The organism is Flavobacterium sp. GQ95 (genome assembly GCF_059758655.1).
Window position 1 is genome coordinate 106,863 of the sequence record NZ_JCAXEB010000009.1, and the last position, 18,679, is coordinate 125,541.

General features: G+C 33.5%; 18 protein-coding genes. 7 read left to right on the plus strand and 11 right to left on the minus strand.

Annotation, left to right across the window (positions count from 1 at the left end):
- Positions 1–174 precede the first annotated feature (174 nt).
- The 5 genes from AC6CH4_RS17515 (at position 175) to AC6CH4_RS17535 (ending at position 5,217) form a co-directional block, all read left to right on the plus strand.
- Complete coding sequence (locus AC6CH4_RS17515) at positions 175–2,103, plus strand: BatA domain-containing protein (RefSeq protein ID WP_498105210.1); 1,929 nt, start codon at positions 175–177, stop codon at positions 2,101–2,103.
- Between the two features lie 191 nt (positions 2,104–2,294).
- Entirely contained in the window at positions 2,295–3,548 is a 1,254-nt protein-coding gene (locus tag AC6CH4_RS17520) for a dihydroorotase (protein WP_498105212.1), read from the plus strand.
- Between the two features lie 5 nt (positions 3,549–3,553).
- Entirely contained in the window at positions 3,554–3,880 is a 327-nt protein-coding gene (locus AC6CH4_RS17525) for a hypothetical protein (RefSeq protein WP_498105214.1), read from the plus strand.
- 77 nt (positions 3,881–3,957) lie between these two features.
- The gene (locus AC6CH4_RS17530) at positions 3,958–4,602 is read left to right on the plus strand and encodes an alpha/beta hydrolase (RefSeq protein WP_498105216.1); all 645 of its coding nucleotides are present in this window, start codon (positions 3,958–3,960) and stop codon (positions 4,600–4,602) included.
- 45 nt (positions 4,603–4,647) lie between these two features.
- On the plus strand, positions 4,648–5,217 hold the full coding sequence (locus tag AC6CH4_RS17535; protein ID WP_498105218.1) for a cysteine hydrolase family protein: 570 nt from the start codon (positions 4,648–4,650) through the stop codon (positions 5,215–5,217).
- Positions 5,218–5,320: 103 nt separating this feature from the next.
- On the opposite strand, the gene AC6CH4_RS17540 is transcribed toward AC6CH4_RS17535, so the two are convergent.
- The 3 genes from AC6CH4_RS17540 to AC6CH4_RS17550 are packed head-to-tail and all read right to left on the minus strand — an operon-like array spanning position 5,321 to position 7,074.
- Complete coding sequence (locus tag AC6CH4_RS17540; protein ID WP_498105220.1) at positions 5,321–5,749, minus strand: hypothetical protein; 429 nt, start codon at positions 5,747–5,749, stop codon at positions 5,321–5,323.
- 43 nt (positions 5,750–5,792) lie between these two features.
- On the minus strand, positions 5,793–6,296 hold the full coding sequence (locus tag AC6CH4_RS17545) for a hypothetical protein (protein ID WP_498105222.1): 504 nt from the start codon (positions 6,294–6,296) through the stop codon (positions 5,793–5,795).
- Positions 6,297–6,309: 13 nt separating this feature from the next.
- The gene (locus AC6CH4_RS17550; RefSeq protein WP_498105224.1) at positions 6,310–7,074 is read right to left on the minus strand and encodes an MBL fold metallo-hydrolase; all 765 of its coding nucleotides are present in this window, start codon (positions 7,072–7,074) and stop codon (positions 6,310–6,312) included.
- A 90-nt stretch (positions 7,075–7,164) separates the two neighbouring features.
- Between AC6CH4_RS17550 and AC6CH4_RS17555 the strand changes: the two genes are divergently transcribed.
- Complete coding sequence (locus AC6CH4_RS17555; protein ID WP_498105226.1) at positions 7,165–8,625, plus strand: TonB-dependent receptor; 1,461 nt, start codon at positions 7,165–7,167, stop codon at positions 8,623–8,625.
- Positions 8,626–8,863: 238 nt separating this feature from the next.
- Here AC6CH4_RS17555 and bcp read toward each other — a convergent pair whose 3' ends face one another.
- On the minus strand, positions 8,864–9,316 hold the full coding sequence (gene bcp / locus AC6CH4_RS17560) for a thioredoxin-dependent thiol peroxidase (RefSeq protein ID WP_498105228.1): 453 nt from the start codon (positions 9,314–9,316) through the stop codon (positions 8,864–8,866).
- 310 nt (positions 9,317–9,626) lie between these two features.
- On the opposite strand from bcp, the gene AC6CH4_RS17565 reads away from it, so the two are divergent.
- Positions 9,627–10,283 carry an endonuclease III domain-containing protein gene (locus AC6CH4_RS17565; protein WP_498105230.1) on the plus strand — a complete coding sequence of 219 codons (657 nt, stop codon included), beginning with the start codon at positions 9,627–9,629 and terminating at the stop codon, positions 10,281–10,283.
- A gap of 16 nt (positions 10,284–10,299) precedes the next feature.
- Here the strand turns inward: AC6CH4_RS17565 and AC6CH4_RS17570 are convergent, their stop codons facing one another.
- The 7 genes from AC6CH4_RS17570 to AC6CH4_RS17600 form a co-directional block, all read right to left on the minus strand.
- Positions 10,300–11,364, minus strand: coding sequence for a tetratricopeptide repeat protein (locus AC6CH4_RS17570; RefSeq protein WP_498105232.1), 1,065 nt, complete (start codon positions 11,362–11,364; stop codon positions 10,300–10,302).
- A 557-nt stretch (positions 11,365–11,921) separates the two neighbouring features.
- A complete protein-coding gene (locus AC6CH4_RS17575; protein WP_198528475.1) occupies positions 11,922–12,065 on the minus strand; it encodes a hypothetical protein in 144 nt (47 codons plus the stop codon).
- 50 nt (positions 12,066–12,115) lie between these two features.
- Positions 12,116–12,700 carry an RNA polymerase sigma factor gene (locus tag AC6CH4_RS17580; protein ID WP_498105234.1) on the minus strand — a complete coding sequence of 195 codons (585 nt, stop codon included), beginning with the start codon at positions 12,698–12,700 and terminating at the stop codon, positions 12,116–12,118.
- A 307-nt stretch (positions 12,701–13,007) separates the two neighbouring features.
- On the minus strand, positions 13,008–13,766 hold the full coding sequence (locus AC6CH4_RS17585) for a glycoside hydrolase family 16 protein (protein WP_498105236.1): 759 nt from the start codon (positions 13,764–13,766) through the stop codon (positions 13,008–13,010).
- Between the two features lie 83 nt (positions 13,767–13,849).
- The gene (locus tag AC6CH4_RS17590) at positions 13,850–15,508 is read right to left on the minus strand and encodes a family 16 glycosylhydrolase (protein WP_498105238.1); all 1,659 of its coding nucleotides are present in this window, start codon (positions 15,506–15,508) and stop codon (positions 13,850–13,852) included.
- A 55-nt stretch (positions 15,509–15,563) separates the two neighbouring features.
- Complete coding sequence (locus tag AC6CH4_RS17595; protein WP_498105240.1) at positions 15,564–17,165, minus strand: hypothetical protein; 1,602 nt, start codon at positions 17,163–17,165, stop codon at positions 15,564–15,566.
- Between the two features lie 12 nt (positions 17,166–17,177).
- Positions 17,178–18,677, minus strand: coding sequence for a RagB/SusD family nutrient uptake outer membrane protein (locus AC6CH4_RS17600; protein ID WP_498105242.1), 1,500 nt, complete (start codon positions 18,675–18,677; stop codon positions 17,178–17,180).
- Between the last annotated feature and the right edge of the window lie 2 nt (positions 18,678–18,679).

Below are 18,679 nucleotides of genomic sequence, written 5' to 3' on the forward strand. Positions count from 1 at the left end.
CATTTTTCCAATTCAGTTTTAATCTTATAAACCATATGAGAAATATAAGTCCATGTAAATTTCAGTTCCTATTAATCTTTGTTTATAATCTCTTATATTACTTATATGGTTTGACCAAAAATTTGTATTTTTGACCAGCATCTACAAAAAGTAGTGAAATAAATCGAAGCCAGAATGCACTTTAAACACCCCGAAATTCTATACTTTCTGTTTTTATTGATTGTTCCAATTTTGGTGCATTTGTTTCAATTAAGACGTTTTAAAACCTCTTATTTTACGAACGTTAAATTCTTAAAAGAGCTTGCTGTTCAGACGCGTAAAAGTTCTAAAATCAAAAAAAGATTATTACTGGCAACCCGATTATTATTATTGACTTGTGTTATCGTAGCTTTTGCTCAGCCTTATTTCGAAGCCAAAGACAGTAAAAACGCATCAAACGAGATGTATATCATTTTAGATAATTCGTTTAGTATGCAGGCTAAAGGTAAAAAAGGCGAATTATTGAAACGTGCCGTTCAGGAATTATTAGAAAATACGCCAGAAACTGCTCAGTTTTCATTATTAACCAACACTGATAATTACTGGAATACCGATATTAAATCTTCTAAAAGTGCTTTACAGAATCTAAAACACAGTGCAACGCCTTTTGAACTTTCGTCAATAATGGCAAAAATAAAAGCGCATAAATCGGCACATAAAAAAGATATTGTTATTATTACTGATGCTGTTGGTTTAGCCGAAAAAGATATAAAAAACATTGATTCTGAAGAAAAGCCTTATTTCATTATTCCGGAAGCAGAACAAAAAAACAATGTTGCCATTGACAGCGTTTTCATTAATCAAACATTAGAAAATTTTTATGAAATCGGAATTAATTTATCAGCTTATGGTGATGATTTCAAACCCATTTCGATGGCATTATACAATCAAAATAAACTGATTGCTAAAACGATTATTAATTTTGACAAGAAGAAAAAGGAAATCAATTTTACGATTCCAAAAGAAGCTTTTCACGGTTATGTAACTATCGAAGATAATGGCCTTACTTACGACAATAAATTGTATTTCAGCATTTCAAAAACTAAAAAAACAAATGTAATCAGCATCGGAGAACCTGAAAAAAGTAGTTTCTTGTCGCGAATTTACACTTCGGCTGAATTCAATTATCATAATTACTCAGTCAGTAGTTTAGATTATAATAGTCTTGAAGATCAAAATACTATTATTCTGAATGAATTAGTAGAAGTTCCACAGGCTTTGCAAACCACTCTAAAAGCTTTTGTTTCTAAAGGCGGAAATTTGGTTGTCATTCCTTCTGAAAAAACTTCTGTTTCAAATCTCAATTCTTTTCTTGGGAATTTTGGAAAAATTCAGTTTAGAAACCTTGAAAACAAAAACAAGTTAATTACTAAAATCAACTTTGATCATCCTTTATTTTCAGGTGTTTTCGAGAATAAAATCACTAATTTTCAATATCCAAAGACAAATAATTCTTTCGATATTTCAAGTCCGTATCCGGCAGTTTTATCTTATGAAGATCAAAGTGTATTTGTAACGGCAATTCAAAATCCGGTTTCTGGAATTACTGTTTTTTCAGCACCAATAAATTCAGAAAATTCAAATTTTCAGCAATCGCCTTTAATTGTACCTCTTTTTTATAAAATGGGACAAAACAATCAGAAAACAGGCGTAAATGCTTTAACAATTGGCAGTAATCAACCTTATTTTGTTGATGTTTTATTGACAAAAGATGCAATTCTGGAAGTAAAAGGAAATGAAGATTCTTTTATTCCGATTCAGCAAATATTGAATAACAAAGTAAAATTAACATTCAACGATTTTCCGGAAACAGCTGGAAATTACAGCATTTTTGATAAAAAACAATCTATTGAAAATCTAAGCTTCAATTACAAAAGAAGCGAAAGTGATTTGAGTCAGATCAATACAAACGTAGTTTCAGATTTTAAAACTGCCGATACAATTTCGACCATTTTTAACACCTTACAAACTGAACGAACTGACAGCCAAATTTGGAAATGGTTTGTTATCTTTGCATTGTTATTTTTAGCATTAGAAATGGCAATCATAAAATTCGTAAAGTAAAGCTTATCGTTTTTCTTTTTTGCTTTTAGTTTGTCATTCCGAGGAACGAGGAATCTCCGCGAGAAGCTCGACAAAGATTGGCTTTCCGTTGCGGAGTTACTTGCGAGGATTTCTCCTCCGTCGAAATGACAAACTGTATGACTAAAAATGTTAAAAATTACGGTTCCAATTTAAAATAAATTTATCTACATATGAAAATAATCATCAGAAGCGCCAAAATTATCGATTCAAAAAGTCCGTTTCACAACCAGACCGTTGATCTTTTAATTGCAGATGGTTTAATTGAAAAAATAGGAACTTCAATTCTTGATATTGAGGACACAACCGAAGTTAAATTTGATAATTTACATCTTTCTCAAGGCTGGTTTGACAGCAGTGTTTCTTTTGGAGAACCAGGTTATGAAGACAGAGAAACAATTGCAAACGGATTGAATGTTGCTGCAAAAAGCGGTTTTACAGGCGTGGCTTTACAACCTAATTCCTTCCCTGTTATCGATAATCAATCTCAGGTAAATTTTGTAAAAAACAAAGCAAATGGTTTTGCTTCAGAACTTTTCCCAATTGGAGCTTTAACCAAAGCAAGCGAAGGAAAAGATATGGCCGAATTGTTTGACATGAAGAAATCAGGAGCAATCGCTTTTGGAGATTATAATAAAAGCCTTGATAACGCTAATCTTTTAAAAATTGCTTTGCAATACGTTCAGGATTTTGACGGTTTGGTAATTGCTTATTCGCAAGATGCTAACATCAAAGGAAACGGAGTTGCCAATGAAGGAATCGTTTCGACAAAATTAGGCTTAAAAGGAATTCCGAATTTAGCTGAAGAGTTGCAAGTGGCGAGAAACTTATTTTTATTAGAATATGCTGGAGGAAAACTACATATTCCGACAATTTCTACTGCAAAATCAGTTGAATTAATTAAAGAAGCTAAAGCAAAAGGTTTACAAGTAACCTGCAGTGTTTCTGTACATCATTTAGTTTTAACCGATGAAAAATTAGAAGGTTTTGACACCAGATATAAAGTAACACCACCATTAAGAACTGAAGCCGACAGAACTGCTCTTGTAAACGCAGTTTTAGACGGAACAATCGATATGATCACTTCAGATCATAATCCGATTGATATTGAATTCAAGAAAATGGAATTTGATACAGCAAAAAACGGAACAATTGGGTTAGAAAGTGCTTTTGGAGCTTTGTTAACTGTTTTACCTTTAGAAACTGTAATCGAAAAGCTAACATTAGGAAAAGCCCTTTTCGGAATTGAAAACAACTCAATTGCCGAAGGTTCTAAAGCCAACTTTACTTTCTTCACTCCTGAAGGAAAATCGACTTTTACGAAAGAAAATATTTTTTCAAAATCTAAAAATTCTGCTTTTTTAGGAACTGAAATTAAAGGTTCTGTTTATGGAATTTTAAATCAAAATAAACTTGTTACTAAATAATTAAAATGAACAATTCAATACAAGAGGGAAAATCAATCGCCATTACCAGTTATATTTTGATCATTGGTGTTTTAATTGCGATGTCGATGAACTCTGAAAATAAAAATAGTTTTGCATCTTTTCATATACGTCAGGCATTAGGACTTTCTTTGACTTTCATTTCTTTCGGAGCTATTATCAGCAACTTTGACAGTTTTATGATTACTTTCCCAATGTGGATCTGTATTTCTATTTTATGGATGTACGGTATTTTCAGTGCTATTCAGGGACAGACAAGACCAATTCCGTTAGTTGGAAATCTTTTTCAAAAATGGTTTAAATCTATAGGATAAAATTCCAAAAATTAAATCCCAAAAACATTGTCCAGACTTAGCTGAAAACTGAGACTGAGACTGAATACTTAAAAAATATGAATCTATCTTTAGAATATAAAATACAAGAACCTAAAGTTATTTTAGACAAAAACCCCGTTTTAATTTTATTACACGGATACGGAAGCAACGAAGCTGACTTATTCTCATTTGCGACTGAACTTCCTAATAATTACTATATTATTTCGGCAAGAGCGCCTTACGATTTACAATACGGAGCTTATGCCTGGTATGCAATCAATTTTGATGCTGATCAGAATAAATTTTCAGATAACGACCAAGCCAAAACTTCACGTGACTTAATTGCTGAATTCATTGATGAATTAGTGGCTAATTACCCAATTGATGCCAATAATGTAACTTTGATTGGTTTCAGTCAGGGATCAATTTTAAGCTATTCTGTTGCACTTTCTTATCCTGAAAAGGTTCAGAGAGTAGTTGCCATGAGTGGTTATTTTAATAACGAAATTATCAAGGAAGGTTTTGAGAAAAACGACTTCAAAAACCTTAAAATATTTGCTTCACACGGAACTGTAGATCAGGTTATTCCGGTGGATTGGGCAAGAAAAACGCCTGCAGCTTTAGAAAATTTAAATATTCCTATTACTTATAAAGAATATCCTGTTGGGCATGGAGTTGCACCTCAAAATTTCTTTGATTTTAAGAATTGGCTGGCTTTGTAGTTTACAGTTTTCAGTGGCCGTTTACAACAATCTAAATCCAAAAAAATGAATATTACAAAAATTGAAAATCCGGCATTAATCCTAATTGATATTCAAAAAGGATTTAATAATATTTCTTATTGGGGTGGCGATCGCAATAATATAAATGCAGAACAAAAGGCGGGAGAGCTTCTTGAAATTTGGAGAACTAAAAAGCTTCCTATTTTCCATATTCAACATTGTTCATCTAATCCGAATTCGATTTTGAATGAAATAAATCCGGGTAATGAATTTCAGGATGTTGTAAAACCAATTGAAGGTGAAACCATCATCAAAAAACACGTAAACAGCGCTTTTATTGGAACAAACTTAAAAGAGTTACTTGATGATGCAAAAATCAAAAATCTTGTGATTGTAGGCTTAACAACAGATCATTGTGTTTCTACAACTACCAGAATGGCAGGAAACTTTGGTTATACAACCTATTTGGTTTCGGATTCAACAGCAACTTTTAATAAAAAAGGTATAAATGGAGAAGATTTTTCTGCAGAAACAATTCACCAAACTGCTTTAGCAAGTTTGAATGAAGAATTTGCTCAGGTTGTTACTTCTGATTTTATAAAAGATATAGTTTAATAAAATCCCGGATTTCTAAATTAGCAATTAACTGAAAAAGATTCTGAAGGCTTATAATAAAAAAGGCGAGAAAAATATTTCTCGCCTTTTTACATTTATATAACTATTGTCCTGTATAAATAATCTTCTCGCCTCTTTTCAAGACATACCCTTTCCAGGGGCTTAATTGTAAATCATCTTTTACCCAGGAATCTCCTTCTGATTTTCTTTCCAAAATAATAGATTCTTTTTGAGTATCTAAGAAAAGTTCTGCTTTATTTCCATCAAAGATTACGTAGGCAACTGTCGTATAAGTTTTACCGTCTTCGACGTGCGAAAGTTTAGTGCTGTTTTCGAAAATCCGGATGCATTCCTTTTTAAGAATTGACCAGGTGTAACCTGCAGAAGCTTTACAGCCATGTTCATCAGAATCTCCACCAACTACAACGGCGGGTTTTGTTTCTTCTTTTACTGTTTTCTTTTCCTCAGAAACTTTTTTAGCACAAGAAAATGATAAACAGATAATAAACGAAAATAAAAATAGCTTTTTCATAGTTCCCATCAATTTAAGGTTAAAATATCAAGGACATTAAATTCTATTTTTGATATAATAACGTTTGGTTTACTTCAAAATTAATGCTTTCATCATCATTAACAAAATATTTTAACAAGACTTCTCCCCAAATTTCTCCATTGCTGTAATCTGCAATAATCCATCTGTGGTTTAAGATTTTTACCTTGTTGATAATAAATTTGTTTGGACCAATTTTATCCTGACCTGTATAAGGGTTTCCGTTGGGATTAGCGTTTAAATCCAATAATTTTTCGGTTACCACCGGAATCAGTTTTTCGTACTGAATAATTTTGCCTCCAGTTGCACTGTTATCAAAGTAATTTTGTGCGTTTTCATTATGTTCTAAAGAAAAATAATCGGCGTCCGCCAATTTTCCTGATACTAAATTTATACTATCTCTAAGCTTTTTAGTGGTTTTATCATATCGTTCCTGTCCAAATTTTACTTCTCTGCTATAAAACATATAAGTAAAAATATTCATTAATATTGCAAGGATAAAAAGGTAAAGCATTAAGGATTTTTTCATTTTGTGTACTATATTAAATTGTAATTTCTAAATTATCATAAGCCAGGAAGACGTTTTCAGGAAGTTGTTTTTGTACTTCTTCATGAAATCCTAAAACATGACTAATATGTGTCAAATAAGCTTTTTCCGGTTTGACCAAATTGATGAAATCAAGCGCTTCCTGCAGATTAAAGTGTGTATCATGAGGTTCGACACGCAATGCATTCACCACCAAAACCTTTAGATTTTTTAATTTCTCAATTTCGACTTCTTCAATCGTTTTGACATCTGTTAAATAGGCAAAATCATCAATACGATACCCAAAAACCTGTAAATCGCCATGCATTACGTTTACCGGAATTGCCATTTTATCTCCAACAGCAAACGGTTCATTATTTACTACTTCGATTGTTTTAACGCTTGGCGCTCCCGGATATTTATTTACGGTTTCGAAAACATATTCAAAACGACGTTTTAGATTATCGATTACGCGTTCGTGTCCGTAAACGGGGATTTCTCCCTGACGGAAATTAAACGGACGAATATCATCTAAACCAGCCGTATGATCTGCATGTTCGTGTGTAAAGAGAATTGCATCGAGTTTTCGACAGCCGCATGAAAGCATTTGCTGTCTGAAATCAGGTCCACAATCAATTACATATGAATGCTCATCCCATGTAATCCAAATGGCTACGCGGAGTCTTTTGTCCTTAGCATCAGTGCTTTTACAAACAGGATGATCGACCCCGATAATCGGGATACCTTGGGAAGTACCAGTACCTAAAAAATATACCTTCAATTGAACTTATTTTTTTTACAAAAATAGGATTATTTCTCTTTCATTAGAAGCCTAATTTGCTAACTTTGTAACAAATCTATTTAAAATAAAATGGGTACAGAAATAAAACTCAAAGGTGACAAGGTCATCGAACAGATTCCTTCTATAAAAGACAAAGCGTTACGCATTAATTTAAACGAGAATATTTACGGAACATTTGCTGAAATTGGCGCTGGACAAGAAACTGTTAGGCATTTTTTCAGATCCGGAGGTTCATCGGGAACTATTGCAAAAGCAATGTCTGCCTATGACAAAGATTTTAGTGACGCCGTTTACGGAATTGAAGGCGACGGTCGCTACGTTACTGAAAACCGACTCAAAAAAATGTTAACCTTTGAAGGTGAACTAATTGAAGAGCGTTTAAGTAGAGAAAAACACCCCAACAAACTTTTCTTTAGTTATGCCAATACGGTTGCCACTATTGATTTTGCCAAACAATTTAAAGGTCACGGCTGGGTTGGAATCCGATACCAAATTGAACCAGACGAAGCTTACAACGAAATTATTCTTCACATTCGTTTTAAAGAGACTGACGCTAGACTACAACAAGAAACACTGGGAATTTTAGGTGTAAACTTAATTTACGGTGCTTTTTACAAATATAATGATCCAAAACGACTACTTCGTTATTTATACGATCACTTAGATAAAGACCAGCTTGAAATCGATACTATTAACTTCTCAGGACCACGTTTTGCTGATGTTGATAATCGGTTAATGAGTTTGCAATTGGTTAAAAACGGAATGACAGATGCCGTAATGTTTAATCCTGATGGAAAAAACGTTTTACCTGCCGCTGTTTTATACAAAAAAAATCTTCTTGCTTTTAGAGGAAGTTTCCGTCCGGTTACTAATGTAAACCTTGATATGTATGAGAAATCATTAAAAATGTTTCTTGATGAAAATAAGGTAGAAAAAGACAATACATTGGTTGTTTTTGAAATTACACTTTCAAATTTACGTTCGGATGGTGAAATCGATGAGCGTGATTTTATGGACAGAGCCGAATTACTTTGTTCATTAGGTCAGACCGTAATGATTTCGAACTTCCAGGAATACTATAAAGTGGTAGAATATTTTGCTAATTATACCAAAGCCAGAATGGGATTAGCAATGGGAGTAAATAATTTAGTTGATATTTTTGATGAGAAATACTACCGTCATTTGAGTGGTGGAATTCTGGAAGCTTTCGGAAAATTATTCTACCGCGATATGAAAGTATTCTTGTACCCGATGTTAGGCGAAAATGGTGAAGTTATTACTTCTGATAATCTAAAAGTACATCCAAGAATGAAAGAATTATACAAATTCTTTAAATTCAACGGAAAAGTGGTTGATATTGTTGATTACAATCCAGATATATTAAATGTATTCTCACGCGAAGTTCTGAAAATGATCAGTCAGGGAAAAACGGGTTGGGAACCAATGCTTCCATCCGGAGTTGCCGAAATTATAAAGGAACATCACCTTTTTGGATATCATCCGGAAAAGGAATTAGAACAGAATACTTAAAAAAATCCCCGAAAGAAAAGTTTTTCTTTCGGGGATTTTTTTTTGTTTCAAGTTTTTTTTGTTTCAAGTTTCAAGTTTTCGCTCAGGGTTGTTTAACATTCTTAACCTGAAACCTGAAACCTGAAACCTGAAACCTGAAACCTGAAACCTGAAACCTGAAACCTGAAACCTGAAACCTGAAACCTGAAACCTGAAACCTGAAACCTGAAACCTGAAACCTGAAACCTGAAACTAAACTCTACTTCAAAATCTGTGAAGCGTGTTCTTTTGTTTTCACTTTTTCGATTACCTCATCTATAATTCCTTTTTCGTCGATTACGAAAGTAGTTCTGTGGATTCCGTCATATTCTCTTCCCATGAATTTCTTTGGTCCCCAAACACCGAAAGCGTTGATTACTGATTTGTCTTCATCTGCTAATAACGGAAACGGAAATTCGTATTTGTCCTTGAATTTTGATTGTGCTTTTTGACTGTCGGCGCTTACACCTAGAAGTTCATAATTGTTGGCTTTAAAACGCTCAAAATTATCTCGTAAATCGCAAGCTTCAGCTGTGCAACCAGGCGTACTTGCTTTTGGATAAAAGAAAACCACCAATTTTTTTCCGGCATAATCTGCCAATTTATGTATTTTTCCGTCTTGGTCTACTCCTGAGAAATTTGGAGCTTTATCGCCTGCTTTTAATGTTGTCATGTTGATATTTTAGATTGTTGATTTTAGATTTTTTTAGAATATAGAGCCAAGAGTCAAGATCGGGCTCAATATTTTCTACGGATAAATTATAACTCATAACTTATAACTTATAATTCATAACTTTTTGCCCCAGATTCCAGTGGAAACCCCGGAATTGTGAAAGCTTTCATTTTTTGCATTAAGAAAGCGACCGGAGGAAGCTCTTGTTAATGCTTAAAAATGTTGCTTTAACAATGAGGAGTTGAAACGGAAAGCTGGATTAGGCACATCATTAAAATTATACTATTTTTACGAGATTAAAAATACGGAAATGAATAAAGAAGCCCGCGTACAATTTGTTATAAATACGTTAAAAGAACTCTACCCTACTATACCTGTACCATTAAACCATAAAGATCCTTATACTTTATTAATCGCAGTTTTACTTTCGGCACAATGTACGGATGTACGTGTGAATCAGATTACGCCATTACTTTTTGCGAAAGCTGATAATCCGTATGATATGATCAAAATGTCAATTGAAGAAATTAAGGAAATTATTCGGCCTTGTGGTTTATCGCCAATGAAATCGAAAGGAATTCATGGTCTATCACATATTTTAATTGATAAACACGATGGAAAGGTTCCGCAAAGTTTTGAAGCGCTTGAAGAATTGCCAGCTGTTGGGCATAAAACAGCAAGTGTTGTAATGTCTCAGGCTTTTGGGGTTCCTGCATTTCCGGTTGACACCCACATTCACAGATTGATGCACCGATGGAATCTTTCGAACGGAAAAAATGTGGTTCAGACTGAAAAAGATGCTAAAAGATTATTTCCCAGAGAAATATGGAACGATTTGCATCTTCAGATTATTTGGTATGGAAGAGAATATTCGCCTGCTCGGGGGTGGAGTTTGGAGAAAGATATTATTACCAGAACTATTGGTAAAAAATCAATTATAGAAGAAGCTGCTAAAAAGAAAATTTAGCAGCTTCTTTTATTTTTTACATGCCATTTTTCAAAGCATTGTATTCGTTTGTCATATCCAACGACCTATAAATACCTAAAAGTGACTTTGTTGCATCTGGGTTTTTAGGTTCTAAAGTCAGAGCTTTTTTAAGATACGGAATTGCACTACGGGCAATATCATCTTTTCTGGCATTTAACTTGTCGTATTTCTGCATCTCTGCCGGCGAAGTTCCTAAATTTGCTATTTCATCAGCTAAATCTTTTTTTACCTGCATTTTCAGATAGGCCATATTAATGTACGCATCAATATAATTTGGGTTAAGCTCTAAAACATAATTATAAATCACTTCTGCCTTAGCATAATCTTTCTTCTCAAGATAAGAATAGGCTAAATTATTATTAACATCAATTTTTTTGGAAGGAATGGACTCCGTTCTTGGCTTTTCGTAAAGTCCTTGCTGAATTGCTGATTCCCTTGCTTTTGGCGAAATAAAAACATCTTCTTCTTTTGTTTTCTTATTTGTGGCGTAATACAAAACTCCTTTTCCTGAAAAATTAATCTTTTTTAAGGTCTCATAATATTTAATTGCAGAATCATAGTCTTTAGCATTTATAGAAGAAGATGCAGCATTAAATAAGTTTAGTGTATCTTTTTTATCAAATAAATAAACTTTGTAGCTTTTCTCTGCACTTTCTTTGAATTTACCGGTATTAAAATCGGCCATTGCACCATTAACAAGACTTGATTTCATTTCTTTTAATGCCGCATTCGCCTTAACGGTAAACTTGAATTTTCCTGATTCATTTTCATATAAAAATACATCCTGATAGGCCTGAGAGGCCAGTGTAAAATTATTAGCTGCATCTATATTTTTTACAGCTAAATCTTTTAACACATTTCCCTTTAAAAAATAATAATCAGATTTATCTTCGTCGGATGCATTAATTATAAGATATTCTGTTTTATTTAAAATTGCCAGCGCTTCCTGGCTTTTCCCTTTGTCATACAAAGACTGGGCGTCTTTGATCTGGTCTTGTTGAGCAAATGCTCCGATGGTTATCAATAGAAAAAATGATACCATCTGTAGGTTCTTCTTCATTTGGGTTTGCTTTGGTTGTTAAATACACTTGGGTTCTTAAAGCGATTTTTTTATTAAAGAATACATTTTTTTAGGTGAAATGAAATTCTAAAAATCACTTATTGCATTAATGCTTTTTTTCAAAAACATTTAAAAATGCACAACAAACAAACAAAATAAGTCTGTGTAATTTTTCTTCATAGATTATGGTTATTTTGGTTAAACATTTTTTCCTTTATATCATTAATTATCCAATCATTTACTTGTTTTAATACGAAAAACTTCCCTAATCAGTAATTTCTCTGTATTTAAATCAACTTTTTTAACTAAAATAAAACTAAATACCGAATAAACAAATAAATTTTAACCTAAATATAACATTTTAACTAAACAGCGAGAAAAATCACACGAAAAAGTGATTAATTAAAATTTATAAATAAAAAATACATACTAATAATCTTACTTTATTATTTAAATAATAAAAAAAACTCACTATCTGCATTTATGTACAAATAGTGAGTTTTCAACCAAAATAAATTTGGTTTTAGAATAAACATCCGACTGAGATAGTGGGCTGTTTAATTAGCTATAATCTCAAAACTTTTATCATTAACTTTCACAACTGTTAGTGCTTGTGAATAGTTTAGCAAGAAAGAAACAACTTCTTTCTTAGGTTTTAGATTTTTAGAAGCTAATTCCTTCTTAGAGTAAATTTTCGCCATACTATAAATATGTTTATATAAAGTATAACGAGCTAATATTCAAAATAGTATTAGTTGGTTAAAATAATTTGATGTTTATCAATTATTTTTCTCAAATTCATTAAAGCGTAACGCATTCTTCCTAGCGCTGTATTGATGCTAACGTCCGTTAGTTCAGAGATTTCCTTGAAACTCATGTCCTGATACATACGCATTACCAATACTTCTTTTTGATCTTCAGGAAGCTCTTCAATCAATCTTTTCAAGTCAACTTCTACCTGATCAACGATCATTTTAGCTTCAATAGTTAAGGAATCGTCAGACATAATAGAAAAAATAGAAAACTCTTCTGTTTCTCTGTACATTGGCATTTTTTTGGTTTTACGAAAATGATCTACAATTAAATTGTGAGAAATACGCATAACCCAAGGCAAAAATTTACCTTCTTCATTATATGAATTACTTTTTAAAGTTTTGATTACCTTAATAAAAGTGTCTTGAAAAATATCGTTTGAAATATCTCTATCAGCAATCTTTGAATATATGAATCCATATATTTTAGACTCGTGCCTTTTAATTAGTATCGAAAGAGCTGTTTCATTGCCTTCGATATAATTTTTTACTAATAGAGCGTCTGGAATATGCAGATCTGCCATAATACTACTTTTTTAGTTTTTATAATTTGGAGTAATTTTTCTAAAAAGTAATTTTATTGTATAGGCGTATCTTTTTTGTTTATGTTAATATCGTGACCAAATTTAACAAATTATTATTTTAAAAAGCAAATAAAAATGAGAATAATTAATAGAAAAATATCAAAAAATATAAATAAAAATTAAACTTAATCGATAAACTGCGTTAAAACATCAAATTTAAAAAGTTTTAAGTATAAAAAAAATAGACATAAATAACTTACAACTAAACACTTAAGACACTTATATCTATTTTTTTTACTTTAATTTGTTATTGATATACACGTACATAATCTACATAATATTTTTGCGGTAACACCTTGTCATCTACTTCAGGGCCTCCAAAATTCCCTCCAATGGCTAAATTTACAATTATATAAAAAGGCTTATTAAATGGCCATGTATCTTCATTTTTCACTGGAGGATTAAAAGTATAAACTAAAGTCTTATCTACAAAAAAATCAATTTTATCTTTCGTCCATTCGATTGCGTAAACATGATATCCTTCTTCAATATTAGGAAAAGGAGTTCTTTTTGTATTGATTGTATTTCCGTGGCTGTCTTGTGTATGCAAAGTTGTGTACACCATGCCCGGATCTCTTCCAATATATTCCAGTATATCTATTTCACCTGTTTTTGGCCAATGAACTTCGTCTATATTAGCACCTAACATCCAAAATGCCGGCCACAAACCGTGTCCAACTGGTAATTTTGCTCTGGCTTCAATTCGTCCGTACAAGAATTCTTTTTTACCTTTTGTTGTAATTTTGGTTGAAGTGTATTTGTTTTCTTCTTTTTTGGCTTCAATAACAAAATTACCCTCTTTAAATTCGTGGTTTGTTTTGGTATAAATTTGTCTTTCATTATTTCCGAAACCACAAAGATTCGGACAACCATCGCCAACTTCAAAGTTCCAGTCTTTTTCGTTTAAATCCTTATTATTGAAATTTTCTTCCCAAACCAGTTTCCTCTTTACTTCTTGTGCGAAACAAAAACTGCTAATTAATAGCAATACCATTATTTTTTTCATAGTAGCATTTTAAATTTACAAAAATTAAGAAGGTCAGCCTAAAACTGACCTTCTCATTTCATTATTACTAATTAATCTATAATCTATTGATATACCCTTACGTAATCAATCTCCATAGAAGACTGCGTGAAAGCCGCATCAATATTGCCTCCCAAATTACCTCCCATTGCAACATTTAGAATTAAGAAAAAGTCACTATTAAAAGGCAAAGAGCCATCATTAGGAACGGAATGAATCTGAACATCGTCTACAAATGTTGTAACTGATGCTGCACTCCAAACCGCTTTATAAACATGAAATTCTGTTGAAACATTTGGTATTGTTTTAGAGCCTGTATTGCCACCTCCTCCAGAGTGTCCCGGATAATGTAGTGTACTTAGAATTACATTTTGGTTATTCCCTACATGCTCCATAATATCAATTTCTCCACAGGCTGGCCATGGTTTCGTAGCATAATTTTGACCCAGCATCCAGATTGCAGGCCAGGTTCCTGCTCCGATTGGAAGTTTAGCCTTAACCTCAACTTTTCCGTAAGTAAATGCAAATTTAGCGTCTGTTTTTAATCTTGCCGAAGAATAATCTGCTCCGCCTGAAGCTTCTTTTTTAGCTGTAATTTTCAAACTTCCGCCTTGTACAATTACGTTTGTAGCCGAGTTGGTGTAATTCTGTTTTTCATTATTTCCCCAACCGTTATCACCTTTACCTAAATCATAGTTCCATTTTGTAGCATCAGGTGCTCCGTCGGTATTAAATTCATCTGACCATACTAATTTTGTAAAATCTGCCGGTGGAGCCTGAGTTGGTTTTGTAGTGGTAAAAATATGATACCATGCCAATGCCGGATTTCCACCCATAACTGCTCTCACTACCATTCTATTCGCTGTAATTGATAGAATCTCGTACGAACTCTGTCCAATGTAATACCCCATAAATCCGTTATCAGAGAAGTTCATTGTCGTTCCTCTGGTTTGAGTTGCGTGATTTGGATTTGACATTATAACTGATTCTGAAGGGCTCAATGAAACTGATTTTTTACCAGCCGTATTGTATGACAAACAAGCATCATCTGGCCCGCTTCCTCCAGCCACACTTGCAAAAGAAGCATTAAAGAAAGTTGATCCTCCATTATTTAATTCAAATTTCAGCTGTTCACCTTCAAGAGAGAATGTCAATACGTTCTCGTACAAACAACTACTGCTTGGCGATCCTGCTTTTTCGAAGGCACCTGCCATATAATAGTTTGCATAATAGTTTTTAGTGGCATCTCCATCATTTTGCCCAACACCCAAATGACCCGGTTCAGACGCTGACCAATACCATTTTTTTGAAGTTCCGGCTGTTAAAAACTGAACCGCTTCATCATCGCTGAAATTACTTAAAACCTCAACGTCAATTGTCGTATTTGTTGCAATGCCTCCTTTTCCTGAAGCAATTACCGTTACCGTATATTTATTTAAACCTGTTTTGGTAAAACGTTTAGTAAATACACCACTTGGTGCATTTTCTGTAGTACCGTCAGTAAATACATATTTATATGAAATAGCGTTATCTGCTGTTGCAGTAAGCTTTACCATTCCTGACCCGTCTCCGTTGGGAGCAGCGGTTGTTTTTCCAACAATTTCAGCTTTCACTTGTAAATTGGTCGGTGCAGACAAATCACCAAAAGCGTAATCATCTTTTTGGCAACTTATTACTAGCAGGAGTGCAAAAAGTAATACGAAGTATTTATTATATTTTTTCATTTTGTTATTTTTTATAAAATGTAAATTCATTTTAATCTCTTTTAAAATGCTTATTTTATTTATGGAAATAAACATTATCTATATATATAGTATGTGTTCCGCTAGGATTTCCTGAGTAAATAAGTTGCGCAATATGGGCTCGTGTTGTTAATCCGGTAAAATCTGTTAAAGGGATGTCTAAACTCACCCACGATCCTTTTGCAGGAGCTGTAATTTTGATTTCGTGTTCTTTGTCATCTCCTCCACCATTGTACACGCCATTAGCACCAAAATCGACTAATTTTATTCTGAATTCTGTAAAATCAGCTGACCATACATCAACATGAAAATGAGTCATTGCAGAAGCATCAATTGTTGCACTTGGCTCGATACCCACAAAATTCAAATCGGAGTATTTTTTTACTGCGTTTCCTGCTACAGCCGTTTCTTCTAATGTTGCAGCTGACCAATCTGTACGCCATGTTGCAATTGGCACATTTGAATAAGCATCACTAAACATTGAGATTACATCGCTCGCCGGTTTTGTTGGTGTTGGCGCCGCAACATTTAATGCTTCTCCATTTTTATAGAAATAAATATTATCAATAAAAACGTTTTTACCTGCAGGAGTTCCAACCAGTTTCAATTGAAAAATATCGGCTACCTTAAAGTTTGTCTGACTGGTAAAATCGGAAATCGGAATATCAATACTGGTCCATTGGTTTGCAATCAGATCTTTTACAACTGGTCTTTCTCCATTCGTTTTACTGATTAGAGAAGTTTCCAATTTTTGTAAATCTGCTGTCCAAACATCCATGTGAATGTAATCCATTCCTGAAACATCAACTGTTACATTATCTGCCAAAGCAATTCCCTGATAATTTAAATTAGTATAATTCAGCATTTTATCGCCATTCAGATCAAATTCTGAATAACCGCCTGATTGTCCCCAATTTGGATAGAAATTAGTTCCGGCCACATTTGTGTATTTTGAACTGTAAATAGAAATCACGTTTCCGGCTGGTCTGTTAGGCGGAGTTGTCGCTGAAGTGGTCGGATTAAGTACAAGCTTAGCCGCAAATTGCTCTGTATACTCCGTTGTTTTAATTGCAGCACTTTTTGAAACTACACGAATCGTGTAAGTTCCTGCTTCTTTATAAACATAAGATACTGATTCGCCGTTGTTAGCTGAAATTGGTTCAGGTTTTCCAGTTTCTCCAAAATAGACATCGTAAAACAATGCAAAATCTGCTGTTGCTTTTACAGTAACTTTTTTAGAAACTGATATATCATTTGTTATAACCACTTTCAAATTTTCAGGAGCTCTAAAAGAAACCACAACCGGCTGGATCACTTCAGTAATTTTTCCTGAAATTCCCATTGCTATAATTTTCGATTGATAAACACCCTCTTTGTAAGTATGTGTTGTTGTTCCACCCGCTCCAAAGTAAGCAGACTCCGGCGATCCGTCACCGTAATTAATTTTATATTGCGTAACACCTTCTCCTTTTGGTATAAAAGTAACTTTACCCGTATTGTCCTGTGTTACTGTGGTCAAAGCAGACACATTAGCCGGTGCACTTATACCGTCTAAATCGATATTGCTGCTTTCATCGCTTGAACAACCTAGAAATATTGTTAAAACGAAAAGACTTATAATTAAATGTAATTTTTTCATAATAGTGTTTTTTTAATATCCAGGGTTTTGTTGCCAGTTTCCGTTTGCGAATTGAATTTCTTCAATTGGAAGTGGAAATAATTCGTTTTTATTTGCCGTAAAACCCGGAATTTTCCCAACAGCTTTTCCTGTTCTTACCAAATCAAAGAAACGGTGTCCTTCTCCAAAAAGTTCTATTCTTCTTTCTGCCAAAATGAAATCGGTCAAGGCTGCACCTGAAACTGAAACGTCATGATTGTTATCTCCAAAAGCACGTCTTCTTACTTGATTTAGATAATTTCTTGCTTTTCCATCGTCTATTGCACCTCTGTTATAAGCTTCAGCAGCCATTAATAAAACATCTGCATAACGGATTGCTCTATAATTGTTTGGATTTGTAAGATTCAAATCTCCAGCTGCAGTTGCGCTTCTTTTTCTTGGGAGATATTTTCTGTTGAAATACCCTGTGTCTTCATTTCCTTTTCCGAAGCTTACACCTTTACCTCCATCAAATGAAGCATTTGCAGCAGCAAAAGCCACAATATCCAATATAGCAACATCTTTACGTTTGTCACCTACTTCAAAAGCATCGGCACTTTCTTTGGTTGGAATATTAAAACTAAATCCAGATGAAAATAATGGTCCTGAATAATTACGGATACCACTAAAACCAACTGCAACGTTTCCTTCACTACATTGTAAACAAGTAAAACCAGCTCCTTCAACATCTGTATACTGCACTTCAAAAACAGATTCGGTACCGTTTTCTCCATCCAATTCAAACATCGCGTTATAATCTGATTGCAAAGAATATTTTCCTGAAGTAATCACTGCATCAAGAGCTGTCGCGGCTTGCGCATACTTGTTTTGATACAAATAAGCCTTTCCTAATAATGCCTGTGCAGCGCCTTTTGTTACTCTTCCTTTTTGAGATGGCGTTGGAGATAAATTAGCTGCAGCAAAAATCAAATCAGCTTCAATTGAAGCATACACTTCCTGAGCTGATGATCTTGCTACTGTTTTTTCATCTCCAACTTTAAATCTGACATCTCCTTTCATCGGGATTCCACCAAACCATTTTACTAACTCAAACTGGTAATATGCTCTCAGAAAACGCGTTTCTGCAATTAGCTGGTTTTTTCCCTCAAAATCGGTTTTATCCTGAAATTCAAGAATATAGTTGGCTCTTTGAACCCCTGCAAACATCCAATTCCAGATATCTCTTAAATTACTGTTTACCGGTGTATGAATCATGTCGTCTATTTGCTGAAAACCAATTACGTCTGTAGGGCTTTCTCCTCCGCATAATGTATTATCTGAAGCAATTTCTCCTAATAAAACATTTACATAAGAAGATTGCAGCAAATCATAAGTAGCAACTAAAGCATCATTATAGTCTTCTTTTGAATTGAAATAATTTTCAGAATCTATAGAATACTTAGGTTTTGGACTTACAAATTCATCGGAACAAGAAATACTTATTGTCGAGAAAATTGTAAGTGTTATAATGGTTGTGATTAAATATTTTTTCATTT